Consider the following 18,874-nt stretch of genomic DNA (forward strand, 5'->3'; position numbering starts at 1 on the left):
CCTTTCGTGGGTCACTTGACGGCGCCGGCGGTGAGCCCGGCGACGAGATAGCGCTGGAGGAGCAGGAACCCGGCGACCACCGGCACGCTGACGACCAGCGAGGCGGCCATGATCTGGTTCCACGAGACGTCGTTGAGGGTGGAGTAGCCCTGGAGGCCGACGGCGAGGGTCCGCGTGGTGTCGTTGGTCATGACCGAGGCGAAGAGGACCTCGCCCCAGGCGGTCATGAACGCGTACATCGCGACGGCGACGATGCCGGGGATCGCCGCGGGCACCACGACCCGGAAGAGCGCGCCGAGCGGACCGCAGCCGTCCACCATCGCGGCCTCGTCGAGGTCCTTGGGGATGGAGTCGAAGTACCCGATCAGCATCCAGATCGAGAACGGCAGCGAGAAGGTCAGATAGGTGAGGATCAGACCGCCGCGCGAGCCGTAGAGCGCGATGCCGGTGGAGTTCCCGATGTTGACGAAGATCAGGAACAGCGGGAGGAGGAAGAGGATCCCCGGGAACATTTGGGTGGAGAGCACGGTGATGGTGAAGACCCGCTTGCCGCGGAAGCGGTAGCGGCTCACCGCGTACGCCGCGAACACGGCGACGACCACCGAGGCGATGCTCGCGGTGCCCGCCACGATCAGCGAGTTCATGAAGTACCTGGCCAGCGGGATGGTGGTCCAGATGTCCACGTACGGGCTGAAGGTGATCTCGTGCGGGATCCAGGAGAACTTGCCCGAGACGTCCTGGAGCGACTTCATGGAGCTGCTGAGCATCACGTACACGGGCACGAGCGTGAAGAGCGTGATCAGGGTGAGCACGATCCGCCGGGTCCAGACGAAGGACTGCGGGGGTGCGGTGGGGGAGCGGCGGGGGGCGGTCGTGCTAGACATCGGCGCTCTTCCTTCCGCGGGTGGTGCAGATCAGATAGACGGCCGTCACCACGAGCAGGAACAGCAGGAGCAGTACGGACATGGCCGCGCCGCTGCCGAAGTTCCAGGTGACGAACGAGGACTGGTAGATGTGGATGGAGATCAGGTCCGCGGCCTCGGGCGCCGATTTGCCGAACAGGACGTACGGCGTGTTGAAGTCGTTGAAGGTCCACAGGAAGAGGACCAGGACCAGGACCTGGTTGACGGAGCGCAGCGAGGGCAGGGTGATCTTGCGGATCTGCTGCCAGATGCCGGCGCCGTCGATCGACGCGGCCTCGTACAGCTCGCGCGGGATGTTCTGGAGCGCCGCCATCACCATCAGGAAGGCGAACGGCCAGGATTTCCAGATCGCCACGGTCACCAGGGCGTAGAAGCTGTTGTCGCCGATCAGCCAGAACGACGCCTTGTCGGTGATGCCCAGCTGGTCGTGGAGGACATGGTTCACTAGGCCGTTGTCGTGCTGGAACATGAAGACCCAGGTGATGATCGCGGCGTACGCGGGGAGCGCGTAAGGGATCAGGAAGACCGTCCGCAGCAGGCCCCGGCCACGGAAGTTCTCCTGCATCAGGACCGCGGCCGCCGTGCCGATCAGCCAGGAGAGGCCGACGGCGAGGACGGTGAATCCGCAGGTGACATAGAAGGAGTGGAGCAGGGCCTTGCCGATGGGGGCGTTGAAGTCGACGGCTACGTCGTAGTTGTGCAGTCCCCGCCAGGGGGCCGCGTTCCAGTTGCGGATGAAGAACTGCGTCAGCCCGCGGAAGCTCATCACGATGCCCATGATCATCGGCACGATGTGGATGAGCAGTTCGAGGATCAGGGCGGGCAGGAGCAGCAGGTAGGGCAGGCCACCGCGGCGGATCCGGTCGGGGATGTGCGGGAAACGCCCCCGCACACCCCCGGACTTCAGGACTTCGTCGCCGGCCGCCGTTGTCACCTTGGAAGGAGTCACGGTGGACGTCATGGTTCAGTGCCTCACTGCTGCATCTGCTGCTGGGCCTTGTTCAGCTTGGACTTGACGAGCGCGTCGGTGATCTCGTGGCCCGCCGCGGCCTCCGCCCACAGCTCCTTGATGGCGGTGCCCACCGTGGTCTCGAACTGGGACTCCGCCGCCACCTGCGGAAGCGGCGCGGCGCTGGTGCTGAGCGTGTTCTTCAGGACGGTGAGGTCGGGCGCGGAGAACGCGGCGTCCGACTGCGCGTCCTTGACCGGCGGTATCGCGCCGAAGGACTTGTTGAGGATCTTCTGCTCCTCGGTGCTGGTCATGAACTTCACGAAGTCCAGAGCACCCTTGGTGTTCTTGGTGTTCTTGAAGATGGCCATGTTGATGCCGGCGACCATGGAGTTGACCTGCTTGTCCTGGCCGGGCGCGCCGGACGGGACGGGGACCGGGGCGGTTCCCCAGTCGGCGGGCTTCATGCCCTGGGCGGCGAAGGTCGTGGCGGCGGCCTGCCAGAGCACCATGGCGGTCTTGCCCTTGGCGAAGTCGCTGAGCGACTGGTTCTGGGCGTACTCGGCGTTGCCCGGGGCGATGATCTTGTCCTTGGCCATGAAGTTGACGTACTGCTTCACGGCCGCGACGGCGCCGTCGGAGGTGTAGGTCGGCTTGCCGGAGGCGTCGAAGAAGTCCGCGCCGTGCTGCTTGCCGAGCACGAAGGCCTGGTGGATGTTGTTGGAGAGGTTGCCGCCCTCAGCGCCCAGTCCCCACTTGCCGCTGGTGCCGTTCTTGGAGATCTTCTGGCCGTCGGCGACCAACTCGTCCCACGTGGCCGGGGGCTTGGCGATGCCCGCGTCGGCGAACATCTTCTTGTTGTAGTAGAGCGCGTACGACAGCGAGTAGAGCGGGACCGCCGAGGGGTCCTTGCCCGCGGCGCCGGCCGAGGCGACGGCGGATTCGACGAACTTGTCGCGGCCGCCGATCGCCGAGAAGTTCTTCGCGTCCCAGGGCAGCAGGGCGCCCGTCGCCTGGAGTGAGGCCGACCAGGTGTTGCCGATGTTCAGGACGTCGGGGCCCTGGCCGGACGTGGTGGCCGCGAGGATCCGGTTGAGCAGGTCGGACCAGGGAACGACTTCGAGCTTGACCTTGATGCCCGTCTGCTTCTCGAACTTGGCCAGTTCGGGCGCGAGGATCTTCTTGTCGGTCGCGATGTCGGGCGCCTGGTTGGACGCCCAGTAGGTGAGCGTCTTGGGGGAGCCATTGCCGCCCCCGCCGCCGGAGTCGGACCCGCCGCCGCACGCCGTGGCGGCGGCGAGGGTGGAGACGGTGACGACAACGGCTGCTGCGGCTCGGATTCTGCGCATGATCGGTGGCCCCTTCCAGGGGGAGGGCTGCGTTCAGTGGTCGAACGGCCTTCATGTCTTAATTCAGATCGTGAGTTAAGTAGTGAGAGAAGTGCGCGTCAAGGCCTTGGGCAGGGGTATGTTGCTCCCTGGGAAGGAGCCACATGGCCGAGCAGAACAGACGAACCGTGCGTGACCTGCGACGAGGTAACCGCGCAGAGGTATTGCAACGGTTGTATTTCGAAGGTCCGCTCAGCCGCCAGGAGTTGGGCTCGGTCACCAAGCTGAGTTCGGGATCCATCAGCAATGTCGTGGCCGAACTCGCCGGAGACGGCCTCCTTGAGGAGGCGGGGCTCGTCGAGTCCGACGGAGGTCGCCCGCGCACCCTGCTGCGCGTCGCCCCGGGCAGCGGTCACCTCATCGGCATCGACGTCGGCGAGACCCGGGTCAGGGTGGAGCTCTTCGACCTCGCGCTCACCGAACTGAGCCGCGCCGAACGCCCCTTGGTCCACCATGGTTACGACGTCGAGCGCATCGTCACCCATATCCGGGAGGCCGTCGCGGAGGTCCTGCGCGACGCGGACGTCCCGGCCGAGCAGCTGATCGGCGTCGGTGTCGGGGTGCCCGGGATCATCGACCGCTCCTCGCCCGACGGCGTGGTCGTGCACGGACAGACCGTCGGCTGGGACGCCGTACCGCTGGAGGCGATGCTGCGCGAGAGCGCCGAACTGCCGGCGCACGTCCCGTTCTTCATCGACAACGGGGCCAAGACCCTCGGCCAGGCCGAGATGTGGTTCGGCGGCGGACGCGGGGCGAGCGACGCCGTCATCGTGCTCTTCGGTTCCGGCGTCAGCGCCTCCATCGTGGTCGACGGCGCTCCGTACGGAGGTGCGGACAGCCGTGCCGTCGAATGGGGACACACCACCGTCCGGGTGCGCGGGCGCCGCTGCCGCTGCGGCTCGCCGGGCTGCCTGGAGGCGTACGTCGGGGCCGAGGCCATCCGCGAACGCTGGCTGGAGGCCGGCGGCGGGAAAGGCGCGGGCGACACCGAGGAGGCCGCCCTCGCCTCCCTGCTGCTCGCCGCCGAACCCGGCGAGGCAGGCTCCGACCCCGACCCCGCAGCCCTCGAACTCCTCGACGAGACAGCCGAGTTCCTCGGTGCCGCCCTCGCCGATCTGGTCAACCTCTTCCGTCCCGAGCGCATCCTCGTCGGAGGCTGGGCGGGCCTGCTCCTGGGGCCCCGGCTCCTGCCCGCCGTACGCCGCTACGCGACCGAGTACGCCCTGCGCCACCCCGGCGAACGCACCACCATCGACCTCGGCCGCCTCGGCCCTGACGCGGTCACCGTCGGCGCGGCGACACTGCCCCTCGCGGACTTCTTCGCCCGGGGCGGCCGTCACCGCCGCCTCGATGCGGCAGAAGCCCGGCCGGGCTCCACCGACGGCCCCCAGGAAGGGAGTTGGCGCCGCGTCGTGGTCGAGCGCCGGTCGTTGTGACGGCAGGGCTCTTTGGTGCGCACTCTTGTCATGGTCTCTGCGACAGTCGTACTTTTACCGCTTGCGCGTGTCTGCTGTGCCCGACGTGTGAGTGGGGGAGCCGAGCCATGGCCGCATCCGGTCGTCACCGCCGGTACCAGCCCAGCCGTATCAACCGTGCCTCGCTCACGGTGACGGCGGGCGGTGCCGGGATCGCCCTGCCGCTGCTCACGGCGGGTACCGCTTCGGCGGCGTCCGTCGATGTCTGGGACAAGGTCGCCAACTGCGAGTCCACCAACAACTGGAAGATCAACACCGGCAACGGCTATTACGGCGGACTCCAGTTCAGCCAGTCGACCTGGAAGGCGTTCGGCGGCGCGGGCTACGCGCCACGGGCCGACCTGGCGACCAAGGACCAGCAGATCGCCGTGGCGGAGCGAGTCCTCAAGGGCCAGGGACCCACCGCCTGGCCGGTCTGTTCGGCACGGGCCGGGCTCACCCGTGGCGGCGACGCGCCGCAGATCAGGACCGCGAGCACCCACGAGACCGGGAACACGACGAAGCACACACCGGCTCCTGCCCCGCACAAGGCGTCGACGGCGCAGCCCGCGCACGGCTCGTACACCGTCGTCAGCGGCGACTCGCTCTCCCGCATCGCGGACAAAGAGCACGTCAAGGGCGGCTGGCACCAGCTGTACTCGGCGAACCGCAAGGTCGTCGGTGACGACCCGGACCTGATCCTGCCCGGTCAGCGGCTCAGCCTCGGAGCCCACCAGGCGACGGCGAAGACGGCCGGCCACACCGGTACGGGAGCGCACCCCTCCAAGGCCTCCACCGAGCCCAAGAAGGTCACCAAGGCGGCGAAGGACACCAAGCCCGCGAAGCCCGCGAAAGCCGCGAAGGTCACGCATACGGCGAAGGCCTCCGGGTTCACCGCCCCCGTCGACGCGAGACCCAGCACCCCCTACCACCGGGCGGGCGGGTCCTGGGCCAGCGGCTATCACACCGGCGTCGACTTCCCTGTCCCCACCGGCACTTCGGTGAAGGCGGTCGCAGCGGGACACGTGGTCTCGGCGGGCTGGGCCGGCGCGTACGGGTACCAGATCGTCATCCGGCACGCCGACGGCAGGTACAGCCAGTACGCCCATCTCTCCGCGCTCACCGTCCGCGAAGGACAGAAGGTCGGCGAGGGCCAGCGAATAGCGCGGTCGGGATCGACCGGCAACGCCACGGGCCCGCATCTGCACTTCGAGGTGCGGACCGGGCCCGGCTACGGCAGCGACATCGACCCGCTCGCCTACCTCAGGGCGGGCGGAGTCACCGTCTGACCCGCCCCGGTCCCGTCGGACTCCGGCCGGTCGTCGGACGGCTCACGCTGCGCGGGTATCGACGGCAGCGACGCCGCGACCCTGCGGCTCGGTTCCGGCTGCGGCCGCTCCGTGGTGAGCAGGATCAGCCCGCCCGCGGCGACCACTCCGCAGCCGAGGGCGAGCAGCGTGCCGGTCGTTCCGTAGCGGAAGTGCTCGCCGAAGAGGGTGAGTCCGATCGCCGCCGCGAGTACGGGATTGACCACGGTGACAGTTGCCAGCGGAGCCGCCAGTCCGGCGCCGCGGTACGACGCCTGGGAAAGCAGCATCCCCGCCCCGGCCAGAGCCGCGATCGCCAGCAGACTCGGCCACTCCGCGGTCGGGGAGTGCGAAGTGAAGTCCACCGCCACGGTCTTGGTGAACACCGAGGCGACACCGAAGGCGGCCCCCGCGGCCGCCGCCAGGATCACGCTGCGTACGACAGGACGGTGCATCCGGCGCGCGGCCAGGAAGAGCGCGGCCACCCCGCCCGTGGTCACCAGCGCCAGCAGCAGCCGCTCTCCGCCCTCGAGGGTGTCGGAGTCGGCGGAGCCCGTCAGTGAGAGCAGCCCGGCCAGCCCCACGGTCGCCATGATCGCGCCGCGCCAGGCGGTGGAACCCGCCCTGCGGCCCACCAGCAGGGCGGCCATCGGCAGTGCGAAGACGATCGTCAGCGCACCGAGCGGCTGCACCAGACTCAGCGGGCCGAGAGCGAGCGCCGCGACATGCAGGGCCGCACCGAGACCGCTCAGCGCGATGGCGCCCCACCAGGCGCCGCGGCGCATCGGTGCGTACTGACTGCTCGGTGCGGACGCGGCGACGCGCTCCTGCATGATCGCCGCTGCCGCATAGGCGACAGCGGAGACCAGCGAGAGAAGCACGGACAACGCAAGGGCACTCATGGTGTCCACGATGTCCCGTCGCGGGTGTGAAGTCGTCGTACCTGAGCAGGCAATTGGTCGTACTGCTCTAGTAGTACGGCCGTACTCCTGAAGTCGTCCTCCCGGACGTCGTCCAGGTCAGAAGGCGGAGAACGAGATCCTCCCCGTATCGAGGTCGAAACGGGCGCCGACCACCACGGCCTGCGTGAACGCCGGATCACAGGAGAGCGTGCGGCCCACCCGCGCCACATGCGCGCGCAGCGCGTTCTCCACCCAGTCCCCGTCCGCGGCGCGCACCGAACAGACCGCCGGGGCGATCTCGTCGACGACGCGCGCCAGATGGCCGCGGACCGTGGTGCCGGTGCGCGCGTGCTCCACCGTCGCGGAGATCGCCCCGCACCGCTCGTGCCCCAGCACCACCACCAGGCGCACGCCCAGTTCCTCCACCCCGAACTGCAGCGAGCCGAGGGTGGCCTCGTCGAGGGAAGGGCCCGCGGTGCGGACACAGAGCAGATCGCCGAGGCCGGCGTCGAAGACGATCTCCGGCGGGACACGGGAGTCGATACAGCCGAGGACCACGGCGAAGGGGTGCTGGGTGAGCGCGACCGTGCGGCGGCGCGCCTCGTCCTGACGGGGGTGGCGGGCGCGGAGGGCTGCGTACCGGCTGTTGCCGGCCCGCAGTCGGGTCAGGGCCCGGGCGGCGGATGAGGTGTGGTCTTCGGGTGCGGACAGCGGGGAGGGCAGGGGTGCGGAGACGGCGGCGGACATGGCGAGAAACGCTCTGCGTGTTCGGGACCTCACCCGGTCAGGGAACGGCTCAGGAGCCACAGACGTGCCGAATCTCTGCCAAAACCCCACCTTCAAGTGAAAAGGGACCGTGCTCTGCCGCGCTCTTCCCCCACGGCCCCAAGTGGGTGACCATCGAGGGACATTCGGTCACTGGCGACGTCAGGGGGACGGGCGTGAAGGTCGGTCTGCTGACCCGGGAGTACCCTCCGGATGTCTACGGCGGGGCCGGTGTCCATGTGGAGTTCCTCGCCCGCGAACTGCGCGCCCTCGCCGACCTCGAGGTCCACTCCTGGGGTGACGGCGCGTCGAACGGTGTGTTGCGCCACCGGGCCTGCGAGGCGCTCGACGGTGCCAATGACGCGCTGCGCACCTTCTCGGTGGACCTCTCCATCGCAGCCGCACTCGAAGGCCGCGAACTGGTCCACTCCCACACCTGGTACGCCAACCTCGCCGGCCACCTCGCCAAACTGCTCTACGGCATCCCGCATGTCATGACGGCTCATTCGCTGGAACCCCTGCGCCCCTGGAAGGCCGAGCAACTCGGCGGCGGCTACGCACTCTCCGGCTGGGCCGAGCGCACCGCCATCGAATCCGCCGACGCCGTCATCGCCGTCTCGCACGGGATGCGCGACGACATCGTCGCCTGCTACCCGCAGCTCGACCCGGCCAGGGTGCGCGTCGTCCACAACGGCATCGACACCCGCCTCTACCGACCGGCCCCCGGCGTCGACGTCCTGCACCGCACCGGAATCGACCCCGACCGCCCCTTCGTTCTCTTCGTCGGCCGCATCACCCGCCAGAAGGGCGTCCCGCACCTGCTGCGCGCCGCACGCCGGCTCGACCCGGCGGCCCAGCTGGTGCTCTGCGCCGGGGCCCCCGACACCCCGGAGATCGAGCGGGAGTTCCGTACGCTCGTCGACGAACTGAGCCGCACCCGCGACGGCGTCCACTGGATCTCCGACATGCTGCCGCGCCCCGACATCATCCAACTCCTCAGCAGGGCAGCGGTGTTCGTCTGTCCCTCCGTCTACGAACCGCTGGGCATCGTCAACCTGGAGGCGATGGCCTGCGGCACGGCCGTCGTCGCCTCGGCGGTCGGCGGCATCCCCGAGGTCGTCGCCGACGGCCGCACCGGCCTGCTCGTACCGTACGGAGCGGACGACCCGGAGGCCTTCGAGGCGGGCCTGGCCGCCGCGCTCAACCGGCTGCTCGCCGACCGGTCTGCGGCCCAGCGGATGGGCGAGGCGGGACGCGAGCGGGCCGTGCGGGAGTTCGGCTGGGACATGGTCGCCCGGCGCACGCTCGAGGTGTACGAGGAGATCGTCAAGTCGCAGTCGTAACAGTCGTAGCAGGGCAAGGCCAAGCAGGGGGAGCAGCCATGCGCGGTGGACCTTCGGTGCTCGGGATCGTACTGGCGGGAGGAGAGGGCAAGCGGCTGCTGCCGCTGACCGCGGACCGGGCGAAACCGGCGGTGACCTTCGGCGGGACCTACCGGCTCGTCGACTTCGTCCTGTCGAACCTCGTCAACGCCGACATCCTGCGGATCTGCGTGCTGACCCAGTACAAATCGCACTCGCTGGACCGTCATGTCACCACCACCTGGCGGATGTCCAGCCTGTTGGGCAACTACGTCACCCCGGTCCCGGCCCAGCAGCGTCTGGGCCCGCGCTGGTACCTGGGCAGCGCGGACGCGATCCTGCAGTCCCTCAACCTCGTCCACGACGAACAGCCCGACTACATCGCGGTGTTCGGGGCCGACCACGTCTACCGCATGGACGCCCGGCAGATGCTGGAGCGCCACATCGAGAGCGGCGCGGGCGTCACCGTCGCCGGCATCAAGGTCCCGCGCGCCGAGGCGTCCTCCTTCGGCATCATCACCCCCGCATCGGACGGCACGCGCGTCGAGCGGTTCCTGGAGAAGCCGGCCGATCCGCCCGGGCTGCCCGGCCACCGCGACAAGGTGTTCGCCTCCATGGGCAACTACCTCTTCTCCACCAAGGTCTTACTGGACGCCCTCCACCAGGACTCCGAGGACGAGAACTCCGTCCACGACATGGGCGGCTCCATCCTTCCGATGCTCACCGGGCGCGGCGTGGCACAGGTCTACGACTTCGACGAGAACCACGTACCGGGCGAGACCCCGCGCGAGCACGGCTACTGGCGCGACGTGGGCTCACTCGACAGCTACTACGAAGCCCACATGGACCTCATCTCCGAGCAGCCGCTGTTCAGCCTCTACAACCGGCGCTGGCCCATGTACACGCACTCGGAACAGCAGGCCCCGGCCCGCTTCGTCTCCGGCGGCATCGCGGGCGAGTCGATCGTCAGCGCGGGCTGCGTCATCCGTGGCCAGGTCACCGGCTCCGTGCTCTCACCCGGGGTGATCGTCGAGCAGGGTGCCGTGGTCCAGGGCTCCGTACTGCACCACGGCGTGCGCGTCGGCAGAGGGGCGGTCGTACGCAACGCGATCCTCGACAAGAACGTCGACGTCCCGCCCGGGGCGACGATAGGCGTCAACCCCGAACGGGACCAGGAGCTCTACACCGTCTCGAAGAACGGTGTCATCGCGCTCGGCAAGGGCCAGTTCGTCTCATAGCATCCGGCGCCTGCGGGCGAGATAGGTCTGTGCGACGACGACGACCGCGAGGAAGGCGCCGCTGACGACCTGCTGGTAGGCGGAGCTGAGCGACCCGATCTGGTTGATGACGTTCTGGATCACCTTCAGGAGGAGTACGCCGACGAGCGAACCGCTGATGAAGCCGAAGCCCCCCGACAGCAGCGTGCCGCCGATCACGACCGCGGAGATCGCGTCCAGCTCCATGCCGACGCCCAGAATGGTGACTCCGGAGGCCAGATAGGCGGCGTTGAGGGCGCCTGCCAGTCCGGCGCAGAGACCGGAGAGCGCGTACACGGAGGTAGTCGTACGGGCAACGGGCGCGCCCATCAGCGCCGCCGCGTCCTCGTTCCCGCCGACCGCGTACACGTACTGGCCGAACCGGGTGCGCCTGAGCACCACGGCGCCCAGGACGAAGAGGACGACGGTGATCCAGAAGGGCACTTCGAGGCCCAGGAACTTGTCCCTGCCGATGCGGGCGAAGACCGAGTCCTGGTCGACCAGATACGTGGTCGCGCCCTCGTTGGTGATGGCCAGCAGAATGCCGCGCGCGGCGAGCAGCGAGGCGAGCGTCACGATGAACGGCGCGAGCCGCGCCCGTGCGATCAGCAGTCCGTTGATCAGCCCGATCGCTCCGCACACCGCCAGCGGCAGCAGGAGCGCGACGAGCGTCCCGTACTGCGAGCCCCACGCGGCGAGCACACCACCGAGCGCGAAGACCGATCCGACCGAGAGATCGATCCCCCCGGTGATGATGACGAAGGTCATTCCCAGCGCGACGACCGCCGGAAAGGCGGACGAGACCGCCATGTTGGAGAAATTGCCCGTGGTGAAGAAGGAGTCGAAGGACAGCGAGGCGGCGATCACCGCCACCACGAGCGTGACCAGCGCGCCGTGCTGCTGGGCGAGCCCGCTGAGCCGCTCGGCCCTGGTGGAGCCCAGGGGCTCCTCGTCGGTCTTCGGATTCGGCGACGTGTTCTCCACGGTCTGCACGGCGGTCACCGCTTCCCTCGTTCCCGTGCCGCGTACACCGCGAGCACGATCACCACGGCCTGGGCGATCTGCGTCGAGGAGGGCTTCACATCGTGCTTGATGAGTGTGGCGGTGAGCAGCTGGATGAGGACGGCACCCGCCACGGTCCCGCCGATCCGTACCCGGCCGCCGCTCAGCGGCGTGCCGCCGACCACCACAGCGGTGATCGCGGAGAGCTCCATGAGCGAGCCGAGCGAGGTCGGGTCGCTCGCCCCCAGCCTGGCGGAGGCCAGGAATCCCGCGATGGCGGCGAGGACACCGGAGGCGACGTACACCAGGATCCGCACCCTGCGTACGGGAAGCCCCGCGAGCTGGGCGGCGGGCCGGCTGTCGCCGATGGCCAGGAGCTGCCTGCCGAACGTCGTACGGCGCACGGTGAAGCCCACCACCAGCGCGAGGGCCGCCGCGATCAGCACGAGATACGGGATCCCTAGCACCGCGCCCGAGCCGAGCGACGCCATGGACGGGTCGCGGATGTCCTTGAGCTGGGGGAGCAGCACCTGGGCGACGCCCCGCACCGCCACCATCAGCGCCAGTGTCGCGACGATGGGCTGGACGCCGATGAAGGAGATCAGCGCGCCGTTGGCCACGCCGACGACCGCCCCGCCGATCAGGGCGACGATCAGGGCGACCCACACCCCGTATCCCAGGTAGAGGGAGACGAGCGAGGTGGAGAGCGCCATCACCGAGCCGACCGAGAGGTCGACGCCTTCGCTGCCGATGGCCAGGGCCATGCCGAGCGCCACGATGATGACGGGCGCGACCTGCACGGCCTGCGTCCGGAAGTTCTCGGTGGACAGGAAGAGCGGGGTGAACGCGATGTTCACCAGGATCAGCACGGCCACGCCCGCGTACACGCCGTACTCCTGAAGCCACGTCAACAGACGTGCCTTGTCCAGGTGTTCGCGTCGGATCGCGAGGTCAGTCATGGGTTCCTCCCTTCGGGGCCTTGGCGGGGTCCGACACCTTCGGGCTCTCCGCGGCGATCGCCTGGAGCAGCGCGTCCTCGGTGACACCGTCGCCGTTGAGCTCCGCGACGACGGCTCCGTCCTTGAGGACGACCACACGGTCCGAGCCCTCGATCAGTTCCTCGGGGTCGGAGGAGATCAGCAGCACGGCCAGTCCGTCCTCGGCGAGTTCGTCGATGAGGCGCTGCACTTCGGCCTTGGCCCCGACGTCGATGCCCCGGGTCGGCTCGTCGAGCAGCAGTACCTTCGGCTGCATCGCCAGCCAGCGGGCGAGCAGTACCTTCTGCTGGTTGCCGCCGGAGAGTTCACCGACCTTCTGGTGCGGGCCCGACGCCTTGATGCGCAGGCGTTTCATGAAGGTCTCCACGATCCGGTCGATGCGTTTCTCGTCCACCAGGCCGAATCGGGAGAGCCCGGGCAGGGCTGCCAGCGCGATGTTCTCGCGCACCGAGAGCCCGGGCACGATGCCCTCCGCCTTGCGGTCCTCCGGGAGCAGGCTGATGCCGGCCCGGATCGCCGCGGGGGTCGATCCGGTACGGACGGCGGCGCCCGCGACGCTCACCGTGCCGGAGTCGGGCGGCAGCGCTCCGGCGATGGCCTTCGCCGTCTCGCTGCGGCCGGAGCCGAGCAGGCCGCCGAGACCCACCACCTCGCCGGGGCGGATGGACAGCGACACGTCGTGCAAGGTGTGACGCAACGTCAAATTCTGTGCCCGGAGCACGGGTTGATCACCCATGTCGTGATCCCCGGTGAATTTGGTGACGCCTTCGCTCCGCACCTCGCTCATCTCGCGGCCGAGCATCAGCGACACCAGCCGCAGCCGCTCGAGTCCCGCGATCCGGCCGGTGTGCACCACCTTGCCGTCGCGCAGCACGGTGACCGCGTCGCAGATCTCGTACAGCTCCTCGAGCCGGTGGCTGACGTAGATCACCGCGATGCCGCGCTCGCGCAGCATCCGGATCACTCCGAACAGGGTCTGCACCTCCCGTGGTTCGAGGGAGGACGTCGGCTCGTCCATGATGACGACCCGCGCGTCGACCGAGACCGCGCGGGCCAGTGCCACCATCTGCTGCGCTCCGATGCCCAGCGAGCGCAGCGGCCGCCGTACATCGACGCGAACTCCCAGCGTCCGCAGGGCCTCGTCGGCCTCGCGGTGCATCCGGCGGAAGTCGATCAGGCCGAGCCTGTTGTGCGGTTCGCGGCCCAGGAAGAGATTGCGGGCCACGCTCATCAGCGGGACCAGGTTCACCTCCTGGTAGATGGTGGAGATCCCGGCGTGCTGAGCGTCGAGAGGGGTGGCGAAGCGGACCGGCTTCCCCTGGTACGTCACCTCTCCCTCGTCCGGACGGTAGACCCCGGTCAGTACCTTGATGAGCGTGGACTTCCCGGCGCCGTTCTCGCCGATCAGGGCATGGACCTCACCGGGCTCGGCGGTGAAGTCGACCCCGTCGAGCGCACGGGCGCCGGGGAAGACCTTGGTCAGTCCGGAGACGGAGAGCATGCTCAGTACGCCTTGCCCAGGTCGGCCTTGGCGTTGTCCTTGGAGTACTCGGAGTCCTGGATGACGATGTCCTGGGAGACCTTCGTGCCCTTGGTGAAGTCGTCGAGGGTCTGGAAGGCCAGCGGTCCGAAGCGCGGGTTGGACTCGACGACGCCGCTGATCCAGCCGTCCACGATGCCCTGTACGGCATTGCGGGTGCCGTCGACGGTGACGATCTTGACGTCCCCGGCCTTCTTGCCGGCGCCCTTGAGCGCGTTGACCGCGCCGAGGCCCATCTCGTCGTTCTCCGCGTAGATCCCGGTGATGCCGGGCTTGGACTGGATGAGCTGCTCGGTGACCGACTGGCCCTTCTCGCGGGCGAATTCACCGGTCTGCTCGAAGACGACCTTCAGGCCGGGTGCCTTCGCGGCGATCTCGTCCTTGAAGCCCTTGGTGCGCTCGGTGGTGACGTTGTTGCCGGCCGCGCCGAGCAGGATCGCGATCTCTCCCTTGCCGCCCGTCGCCGTGATCATCTGGTCGGCGGCGCGCTTGCCCTGCGAGATGAAGTCGGAGCCGATGAAGCTGACGTAGTCCTTGCAGGCGGCGGCGTTGATCTTGCGGTCGACGGTGATGATCGGGATGTGCTTGGCGGCGGCGGTGCGCAGTACGGGACCCCAGCCGTCGGAGTTGAGCGGGGCTATGACCAGCAGGTTCGCACCCTTGGCCATCAGATCCTGGACGTCGCTGATCTGCTTCGAGAACTGCGACTGGGCGTTGGCGGTCAGCAGCTTGAGGCCGCGCTTGGAGGCTTCGGCCTTGATGGAGGCGGTCTCCGCGATACGGAACGGATTGGCCTCCTTCTCGGACTGCGAGAAACCGATGGTGGCGCCCTTGATGTCGAGCTTGGCGCCACCGAACTGGTCGATGGTGCAGCTCTTGGCGTCGCCGGACGGGGTGGCGACCTTCTGGCCGGCATCGGCGGTGTCCGAGGCGCTGGGGCTGTCCGAGCCCGAGTCCTCGGACTTGGAGCAGCCCGCCGCCAGCGCGAGGCCGGCGGCGAGGCTTACGGCCACGAGGGTCCTGGTGGTGGTGTTTCGACGAAGAGCGGTCGGCTTCATGGCGTCCCCAGATCTGCACTGACCCGTGGCCGAGGCACACGGGAGACGGGCCAAGATGAGTCAACTCGGCGTTCCGGGGCACTTTTTACATCGTTGGAAGGACGCTGTAAACCCCCCGCGTCAGGGTTGGAGCCGACCGGCCTTCACCTGCGCCCCAGAGTGCTCTCCCGTTCCAGCAGCCTGAATTCGGCGGCCAGTTCACGTCCGCCGGTGGGCCCGGGGCTCTGCAGACGCCGCAGCACCGACTCGACGGCGAGCCGCGCGATCGACTGCTTGTCCGGGGAGATCGTGGTCAGTGTCACGGCTCCGAACTGCCCCTCGGCGATGTCGTCGAACCCCACCACCGCCACGTCCCACGGCACCCGCAGCCCCCGTTCGGAGAGCACGCGCATCGCCCCGATCGCGACCAGGTCGTTGTACGCGAAAACCGCGTCCGGGCGCTGCCCGGACTCCAGCAGCCGCGCCATCGCCTCCGCACCGTCCCCGCGGTCCCAGCCGCTCGTCGGCGCCACCAGGGCGTCGGGCGCCGGCAGTCCGGCTGCGGTCAGCTCCTCGCGCCAGCCGCGCAGGCGCAGATGCGCCGGGCGGTTGCTGCGGTCGGTGCGCGCGCCCAGGAAGGCGATCCGGGTGCGGCCGAGGCCGATCAGGTGCCGTACCGCGATCCGGGAGGCCGCGACGTTGTCGATGGCGATGTGATCGAACGGCAGGTCGTACTCGCGCTCGCCGAGCAGCACCAGCGGCGCGTCGTGGTCGCGGCTGCGCAGATCCTCCGCCTCCAGTTCGATCGGGCTGAGGATCAGCCCGTCGATCACCCGGGCGCGGAACCCCTGGCTCACCAGGACCTCGCGGGCCCGTTCGCCCCGGGTGTGGTCGAGCAGCACGGTGTAGTCGTGCTCCGCGGCCGCGTCGACGACGGCGCCGGCGAGCTCGGCGAAGTACGGGTTGCCGAGCTCGGGGACCGCGAGCGCGAGGATGCCGGTCCGGCCTTTGCGCAGGTGGCGGGCGGTCAGATTCGGTACGTAACCGAGCTCGTCGATCGCCGCCTGGACTTTGGTCCGCATGGCCGGGGTCACGTGCTGATAGTTGTTCACGACGTTCGAGACGGTCTTGATCGAGACGCCCGCGTGCTCGGCGACGTCCTTGAGGCTGACCCCCACTGACTCTCCCCTGTGATGTGTCATGCACCTGGACAGCCGAACCGGAGTCGTGCTGTCATGCCAACTGCCGTTCCTTCCAACGTTGTACAGACTGTTGCAACGAGCCGCCACCCTTCCTCACCAAGGAGGATCCGTGCGCATCAGAAGCAAACTGGCCCTACTCCTCGCCGCCGGCCTCGGCGTCGCCGGGCTGTCCGCCGTGCCTGCCGCGTCGGCCGCCGACGACCCTGTGGCCGTGCACGGCCTGAAGGGCGAGTACTACACCCAGTCCGCACCCGGTGCCTTCGATTTCGCCCAGCTCAAGGCCACCGGCTTCGACCCGTCCATCGACTTCCCCTCGCTGGAGTCCCGACTCACCTCCGCCACCGGGCAGAACGACGACGTCAACGTCCGCTGGACGGGAAAGATCGTCCCGGAGAAGTCCGGCGCGACAACGTTGTCCATGTCCGGGGACAACGGCTTCCGCGTCTGGGTCGACGGAAAGCCGGTCATCGACCACTGGGTCGACGACTGGGACAAGGAACAGACCTCCGAGCCCATCGAGTTGACCGCGGGCAAGGCCTACGACCTCAAGATCGAGTACTTCGAGCACTTCGGCGGCTCCAACCTCCACCTGCGGTGGACCGAGCCGGGCGGCACCAAGGTGCCCGTGCCCCAGTCCGCGTTCCTGTTGCCCGACGGGTACGCCTACGACGGAGCCATCGCCTCCACCGTCCAGGCGGACGGCCGCACCCTCAAGCTCGACTTCGCCCAGAAGCTCGCCGCACCCCCGGCCGACCTCGTGGCGCACCTGAACGCGGTCATCGGCGGCGCGACGTGGCCCCTCGGCGCGGTCAAGGCCGACCCCGAGGACCCGCGCAGCCTCACCGTCGCGCTCAAAGAGCCGGTCGTCGGCAACAAGGCGGGCGACGCGACAGGTCTCGCCGACATCCGCTACGACGGCAACGGCGCTCTGACCGGCGAGAACGGCAAGGCGGTCGGGGCCTTCTGGTCCAGCGGACCCAACCACTCGCGCTACGAACTGAGCACCAAGTGGGCGGACCAGGTGGGCCCGAAGAACGCCCTGCCCGAATACCCGCGGCCCCAGCTCACCCGCGACAACTGGCAGAACCTCAACGGCTCCTGGCAGTTCGCGGCCGCCGCGGCGGGGGAGCAGCCCCCGGTCGGCAAGCAGCTCGGCGAGAAGATCCTCGTCCCGTACCCCGTGGAGTCCCAGCTCTCCGGCGTCGAACGCCATGAGGACCGCATGTGGTACCGCAGGACCTTCACCGTGCCCCAGGGCTGGAAGGTCGGCGACGGCAAGCGCCTCCAGCTGAACTTCGGCGCGGTCGACTGGCAGTCCGAGGTGTACGTCAACGGGAAGAAGGTCGCCGAACACAAGGGCGGCTACGACAAGTTCAGCGCCGACATCACCGACGCGCTGAAGCCGGGCCGCACCCAGGAGCTGATCGTCGGCGTCTACGACCCGACCGACTCCGCGACCGGCGAGAACCCGCCCATGGGCAAGCAGCGCCTGGACCCCAGTGGCATCTGGTACACCCCGACCTCGGGCATCTGGCAGACCGTGTGGATGGAGCCGGTGGCCGCCGATCACGCCGCCGACCTCAAGCTCACCCCCGACGTCCCGGGCCAGAAGCTCGCCGTCGAGGTGCGCGGAGTGCGCGACGGCGTCCCGGTCACGGCGACCGCGTACGACGGCAAGCGCAAGGTCTCCACGGTCACCGGCCGCACCGGCGGCGCGCTGAGCCTGCCCGTACGCAACCCGCATCTGTGGACCGCCGACGATCCGCACCTCTACCAGCTGAAGGTCACGGTCGGATCCGACCAGGTGGGCAGCTACTTCGGGATGCGGTCCATCGCCGTGGAGAAGGTGAACGGCACCCCGCGCACCGTCCTCAACGGCAAGCCCACCTTCATGATGGCCACCCTCGACCAGGGGTTCTGGCCGGACGGTCTCTACACGGCGCCGACCGACGAGGCGCTCGCGTACGACCTGAAGATGCACAAGGCGATGGGCTTCAACTCGGTGCGCAAGCACATCAAGGTCGAGCCCGACCGCTGGTTCTACTGGGCGGACAAGCTGGGCCTCATGGTCTGGCAGGACATGCCGGCGATGGACGCGGGGGCCAACCCCTCGCAGGCCGCGCGCACCGAGTACGAGCACGAGATGAAGGAGATGATCGACGAACACTCCAGCCACCCCTCGGTGGTCATGTGGGTGACCTTCAACGAGGGCTGGGGGCAGTACGACATGGCCCGCATCGCCGACCAGGCCAAGGCCTGGGACCCGACCCGGCTGGTCAACAGCATGTCGGGCCTCAACCTGGGGGCCGACGGCGGCACCGGTGACATCTCCGACGAACACGGCTATCCCAGTCCGGCGCTCCACCAGCCGGACGGCGAACGGGCCCTGGTCAGCGGTGAGTACGGCGGACTCGGCCTCGCCTTCCCCGGGCATGCCTGGGCGGTGCAGCAGAGCTACGTCGATGTCGATCCCTCGACCTACACCGACGACTATCTGCGCCATCTCGACGAGGTCCGAGCCCTGGCCTGCAAGGGCAGCAACGGCGCCGTCTACACCCAGATCTCCGATGTGGAAGGCGAGTTGAACGGGCTGATGACCTACGACAGGAAGATCGTCAAGCCCGATGTCCAGCGGCTGAAGGCGGCCCAGTCCGCCCTGATCCGCGATGCGTCGCAGGCGTCCCCCGCAGGGTGCCCGGCGGCCTGACCGGTACGGCATTCCGGCCCGCCCCTCCCCGGGCGGGCCGGAATGCCCCCGCCGCAGCCCTTGACGGGGGCGCGCCAGGAATC

15 protein-coding genes are annotated in these 18,874 nt (G+C 68.9%); 5 read left to right on the forward strand and 10 right to left on the reverse strand.

The window, feature by feature from the left end; translation table 11 throughout:
* Positions 1 to 11: 11 nt before the first annotated feature.
* The 3 genes from AB0H78_RS20490 to AB0H78_RS20500 are packed head-to-tail and all read right to left on the reverse strand — an operon-like array spanning position 12 to position 3,221.
* Positions 12 to 884 (reverse strand): carbohydrate ABC transporter permease, encoded by an 873-nt coding sequence (locus AB0H78_RS20490; RefSeq protein ID WP_363235901.1) that lies wholly within the window; start codon positions 882 to 884, stop codon positions 12 to 14.
* On the reverse strand, positions 877 to 1,884 hold the full coding sequence (locus AB0H78_RS20495) for a sugar ABC transporter permease (RefSeq protein ID WP_363235902.1): 1,008 nt from the start codon (positions 1,882 to 1,884) through the stop codon (positions 877 to 879). The genes AB0H78_RS20490 and AB0H78_RS20495 overlap by 8 nt, the downstream gene beginning before the upstream one ends.
* 11 nt (positions 1,885 to 1,895) lie before the next feature.
* Complete coding sequence (locus tag AB0H78_RS20500; RefSeq protein ID WP_363235903.1) at positions 1,896 to 3,221, reverse strand: extracellular solute-binding protein; 1,326 nt, start codon at positions 3,219 to 3,221, stop codon at positions 1,896 to 1,898.
* A 143-nt stretch (positions 3,222 to 3,364) separates the two neighbouring features.
* On the opposite strand from AB0H78_RS20500, the gene AB0H78_RS20505 reads away from it, so the two are divergent.
* Both AB0H78_RS20505 and AB0H78_RS20510 read left to right on the forward strand, forming a co-directional pair.
* Positions 3,365 to 4,696, forward strand: a complete 1,332-nt coding sequence (locus tag AB0H78_RS20505) for an ROK family transcriptional regulator (RefSeq protein WP_363235904.1) — start codon at positions 3,365 to 3,367, stop codon at positions 4,694 to 4,696.
* A gap of 107 nt (positions 4,697 to 4,803) precedes the next feature.
* Positions 4,804 to 6,003 carry a transglycosylase family protein gene (locus tag AB0H78_RS20510; RefSeq protein WP_363235905.1) on the forward strand — a complete coding sequence of 400 codons (1,200 nt, stop codon included), beginning with the start codon at positions 4,804 to 4,806 and terminating at the stop codon, positions 6,001 to 6,003.
* Here AB0H78_RS20510 and AB0H78_RS20515 read toward each other — a convergent pair.
* Both AB0H78_RS20515 and AB0H78_RS20520 read right to left on the reverse strand, forming a co-directional pair.
* Positions 5,973 to 6,923 (reverse strand): DMT family transporter, encoded by a 951-nt coding sequence (locus AB0H78_RS20515; RefSeq protein ID WP_363235906.1) that lies wholly within the window; start codon positions 6,921 to 6,923, stop codon positions 5,973 to 5,975. The two genes, AB0H78_RS20510 and AB0H78_RS20515, sit on opposite strands and share 31 nt — an antisense overlap.
* A 117-nt stretch (positions 6,924 to 7,040) precedes the next feature.
* Positions 7,041 to 7,670 carry a carbonic anhydrase gene (locus tag AB0H78_RS20520; protein WP_363235907.1) on the reverse strand — a complete coding sequence of 210 codons (630 nt, stop codon included), beginning with the start codon at positions 7,668 to 7,670 and terminating at the stop codon, positions 7,041 to 7,043.
* Positions 7,671 to 7,864: 194 nt separating this feature from the next.
* Between AB0H78_RS20520 and glgA the strand changes: the two genes are divergently transcribed.
* Together glgA and glgC are read left to right on the forward strand one after the other, a co-directional pair.
* Entirely contained in the window at positions 7,865 to 9,031 is a 1,167-nt protein-coding gene (gene glgA / locus AB0H78_RS20525; RefSeq protein ID WP_363235908.1) for a glycogen synthase, read from the forward strand.
* A gap of 38 nt (positions 9,032 to 9,069) precedes the next feature.
* Positions 9,070 to 10,287, forward strand: a complete 1,218-nt coding sequence (gene glgC, locus AB0H78_RS20530) for a glucose-1-phosphate adenylyltransferase (protein WP_363235909.1) — start codon at positions 9,070 to 9,072, stop codon at positions 10,285 to 10,287.
* Here glgC and AB0H78_RS20535 read toward each other — a convergent pair.
* From AB0H78_RS20535 to AB0H78_RS20555, 5 genes are all read right to left on the reverse strand, one after another.
* On the reverse strand, positions 10,282 to 11,247 hold the full coding sequence (locus AB0H78_RS20535; RefSeq protein WP_363236066.1) for an ABC transporter permease: 966 nt from the start codon (positions 11,245 to 11,247) through the stop codon (positions 10,282 to 10,284). The two genes, glgC and AB0H78_RS20535, sit on opposite strands and share 6 nt — an antisense overlap.
* Before the next feature lie 56 nt (positions 11,248 to 11,303).
* The gene (locus AB0H78_RS20540) at positions 11,304 to 12,266 is read right to left on the reverse strand and encodes an ABC transporter permease (protein ID WP_363235910.1); all 963 of its coding nucleotides are present in this window, start codon (positions 12,264 to 12,266) and stop codon (positions 11,304 to 11,306) included.
* Positions 12,259 to 13,806: a sugar ABC transporter ATP-binding protein gene (locus tag AB0H78_RS20545; protein ID WP_363235911.1), complete on the reverse strand. Its 1,548-nt coding sequence runs from the start codon at positions 13,804 to 13,806 to the stop codon at positions 12,259 to 12,261. The genes AB0H78_RS20540 and AB0H78_RS20545 overlap by 8 nt, the downstream gene beginning before the upstream one ends.
* A 2-nt stretch (positions 13,807 to 13,808) precedes the next feature.
* Positions 13,809 to 14,903: an ABC transporter substrate-binding protein gene (locus AB0H78_RS20550; protein ID WP_363235912.1), complete on the reverse strand. Its 1,095-nt coding sequence runs from the start codon at positions 14,901 to 14,903 to the stop codon at positions 13,809 to 13,811.
* Between the two features lie 143 nt (positions 14,904 to 15,046).
* Complete coding sequence (locus tag AB0H78_RS20555) at positions 15,047 to 16,060, reverse strand: LacI family DNA-binding transcriptional regulator (RefSeq protein WP_363235913.1); 1,014 nt, start codon at positions 16,058 to 16,060, stop codon at positions 15,047 to 15,049.
* A 133-nt stretch (positions 16,061 to 16,193) separates the two neighbouring features.
* Between AB0H78_RS20555 and AB0H78_RS20560 the strand changes: the two genes are divergently transcribed.
* The gene (locus AB0H78_RS20560; RefSeq protein ID WP_363235914.1) at positions 16,194 to 18,791 is read left to right on the forward strand and encodes a PA14 domain-containing protein; all 2,598 of its coding nucleotides are present in this window, start codon (positions 16,194 to 16,196) and stop codon (positions 18,789 to 18,791) included.
* Positions 18,792 to 18,874: the final 83 nt, after the last annotated feature.

The organism is Streptomyces sp. NPDC050738 (assembly GCF_040654175.1).
Lineage (GTDB): Bacteria > Actinomycetota > Actinomycetes > Streptomycetales > Streptomycetaceae > Streptomyces.

Bases quoted from the DNA above. Each gene is read 5' to 3' on its own strand.
- AB0H78_RS20495 (WP_363235902.1), bottom strand. From the start codon at position 1,884: ATGACGTCCACCGTGACTCCTTCCAAGGTGACAACGGCGGCCGGCGAC.
- AB0H78_RS20510 (WP_363235905.1), top strand. From the start codon at position 4,804: ATGGCCGCATCCGGTCGTCACCGCCGGTACCAGCCCAGCCGTATCAAC.
- AB0H78_RS20545 (WP_363235911.1), bottom strand. From the start codon at position 13,806: ATGCTCTCCGTCTCCGGACTGACCAAGGTCTTCCCCGGCGCCCGTGCG.
- AB0H78_RS20500 (WP_363235903.1), bottom strand. From the start codon at position 3,221: ATGCGCAGAATCCGAGCCGCAGCAGCCGTTGTCGTCACCGTCTCCACC.
- AB0H78_RS20550 (WP_363235912.1), bottom strand. From the start codon at position 14,903: ATGAAGCCGACCGCTCTTCGTCGAAACACCACCACCAGGACCCTCGTG.
- AB0H78_RS20515 (WP_363235906.1), bottom strand. From the start codon at position 6,923: ATGAGTGCCCTTGCGTTGTCCGTGCTTCTCTCGCTGGTCTCCGCTGTC.
- glgC (WP_363235909.1), top strand. From the start codon at position 9,070: ATGCGCGGTGGACCTTCGGTGCTCGGGATCGTACTGGCGGGAGGAGAG.
- AB0H78_RS20490 (WP_363235901.1), bottom strand. From the start codon at position 884: ATGTCTAGCACGACCGCCCCCCGCCGCTCCCCCACCGCACCCCCGCAG.
- AB0H78_RS20540 (WP_363235910.1), bottom strand. From the start codon at position 12,266: ATGACTGACCTCGCGATCCGACGCGAACACCTGGACAAGGCACGTCTG.
- AB0H78_RS20505 (WP_363235904.1), top strand. From the start codon at position 3,365: ATGGCCGAGCAGAACAGACGAACCGTGCGTGACCTGCGACGAGGTAAC.
- AB0H78_RS20520 (WP_363235907.1), bottom strand. From the start codon at position 7,670: ATGTCCGCCGCCGTCTCCGCACCCCTGCCCTCCCCGCTGTCCGCACCC.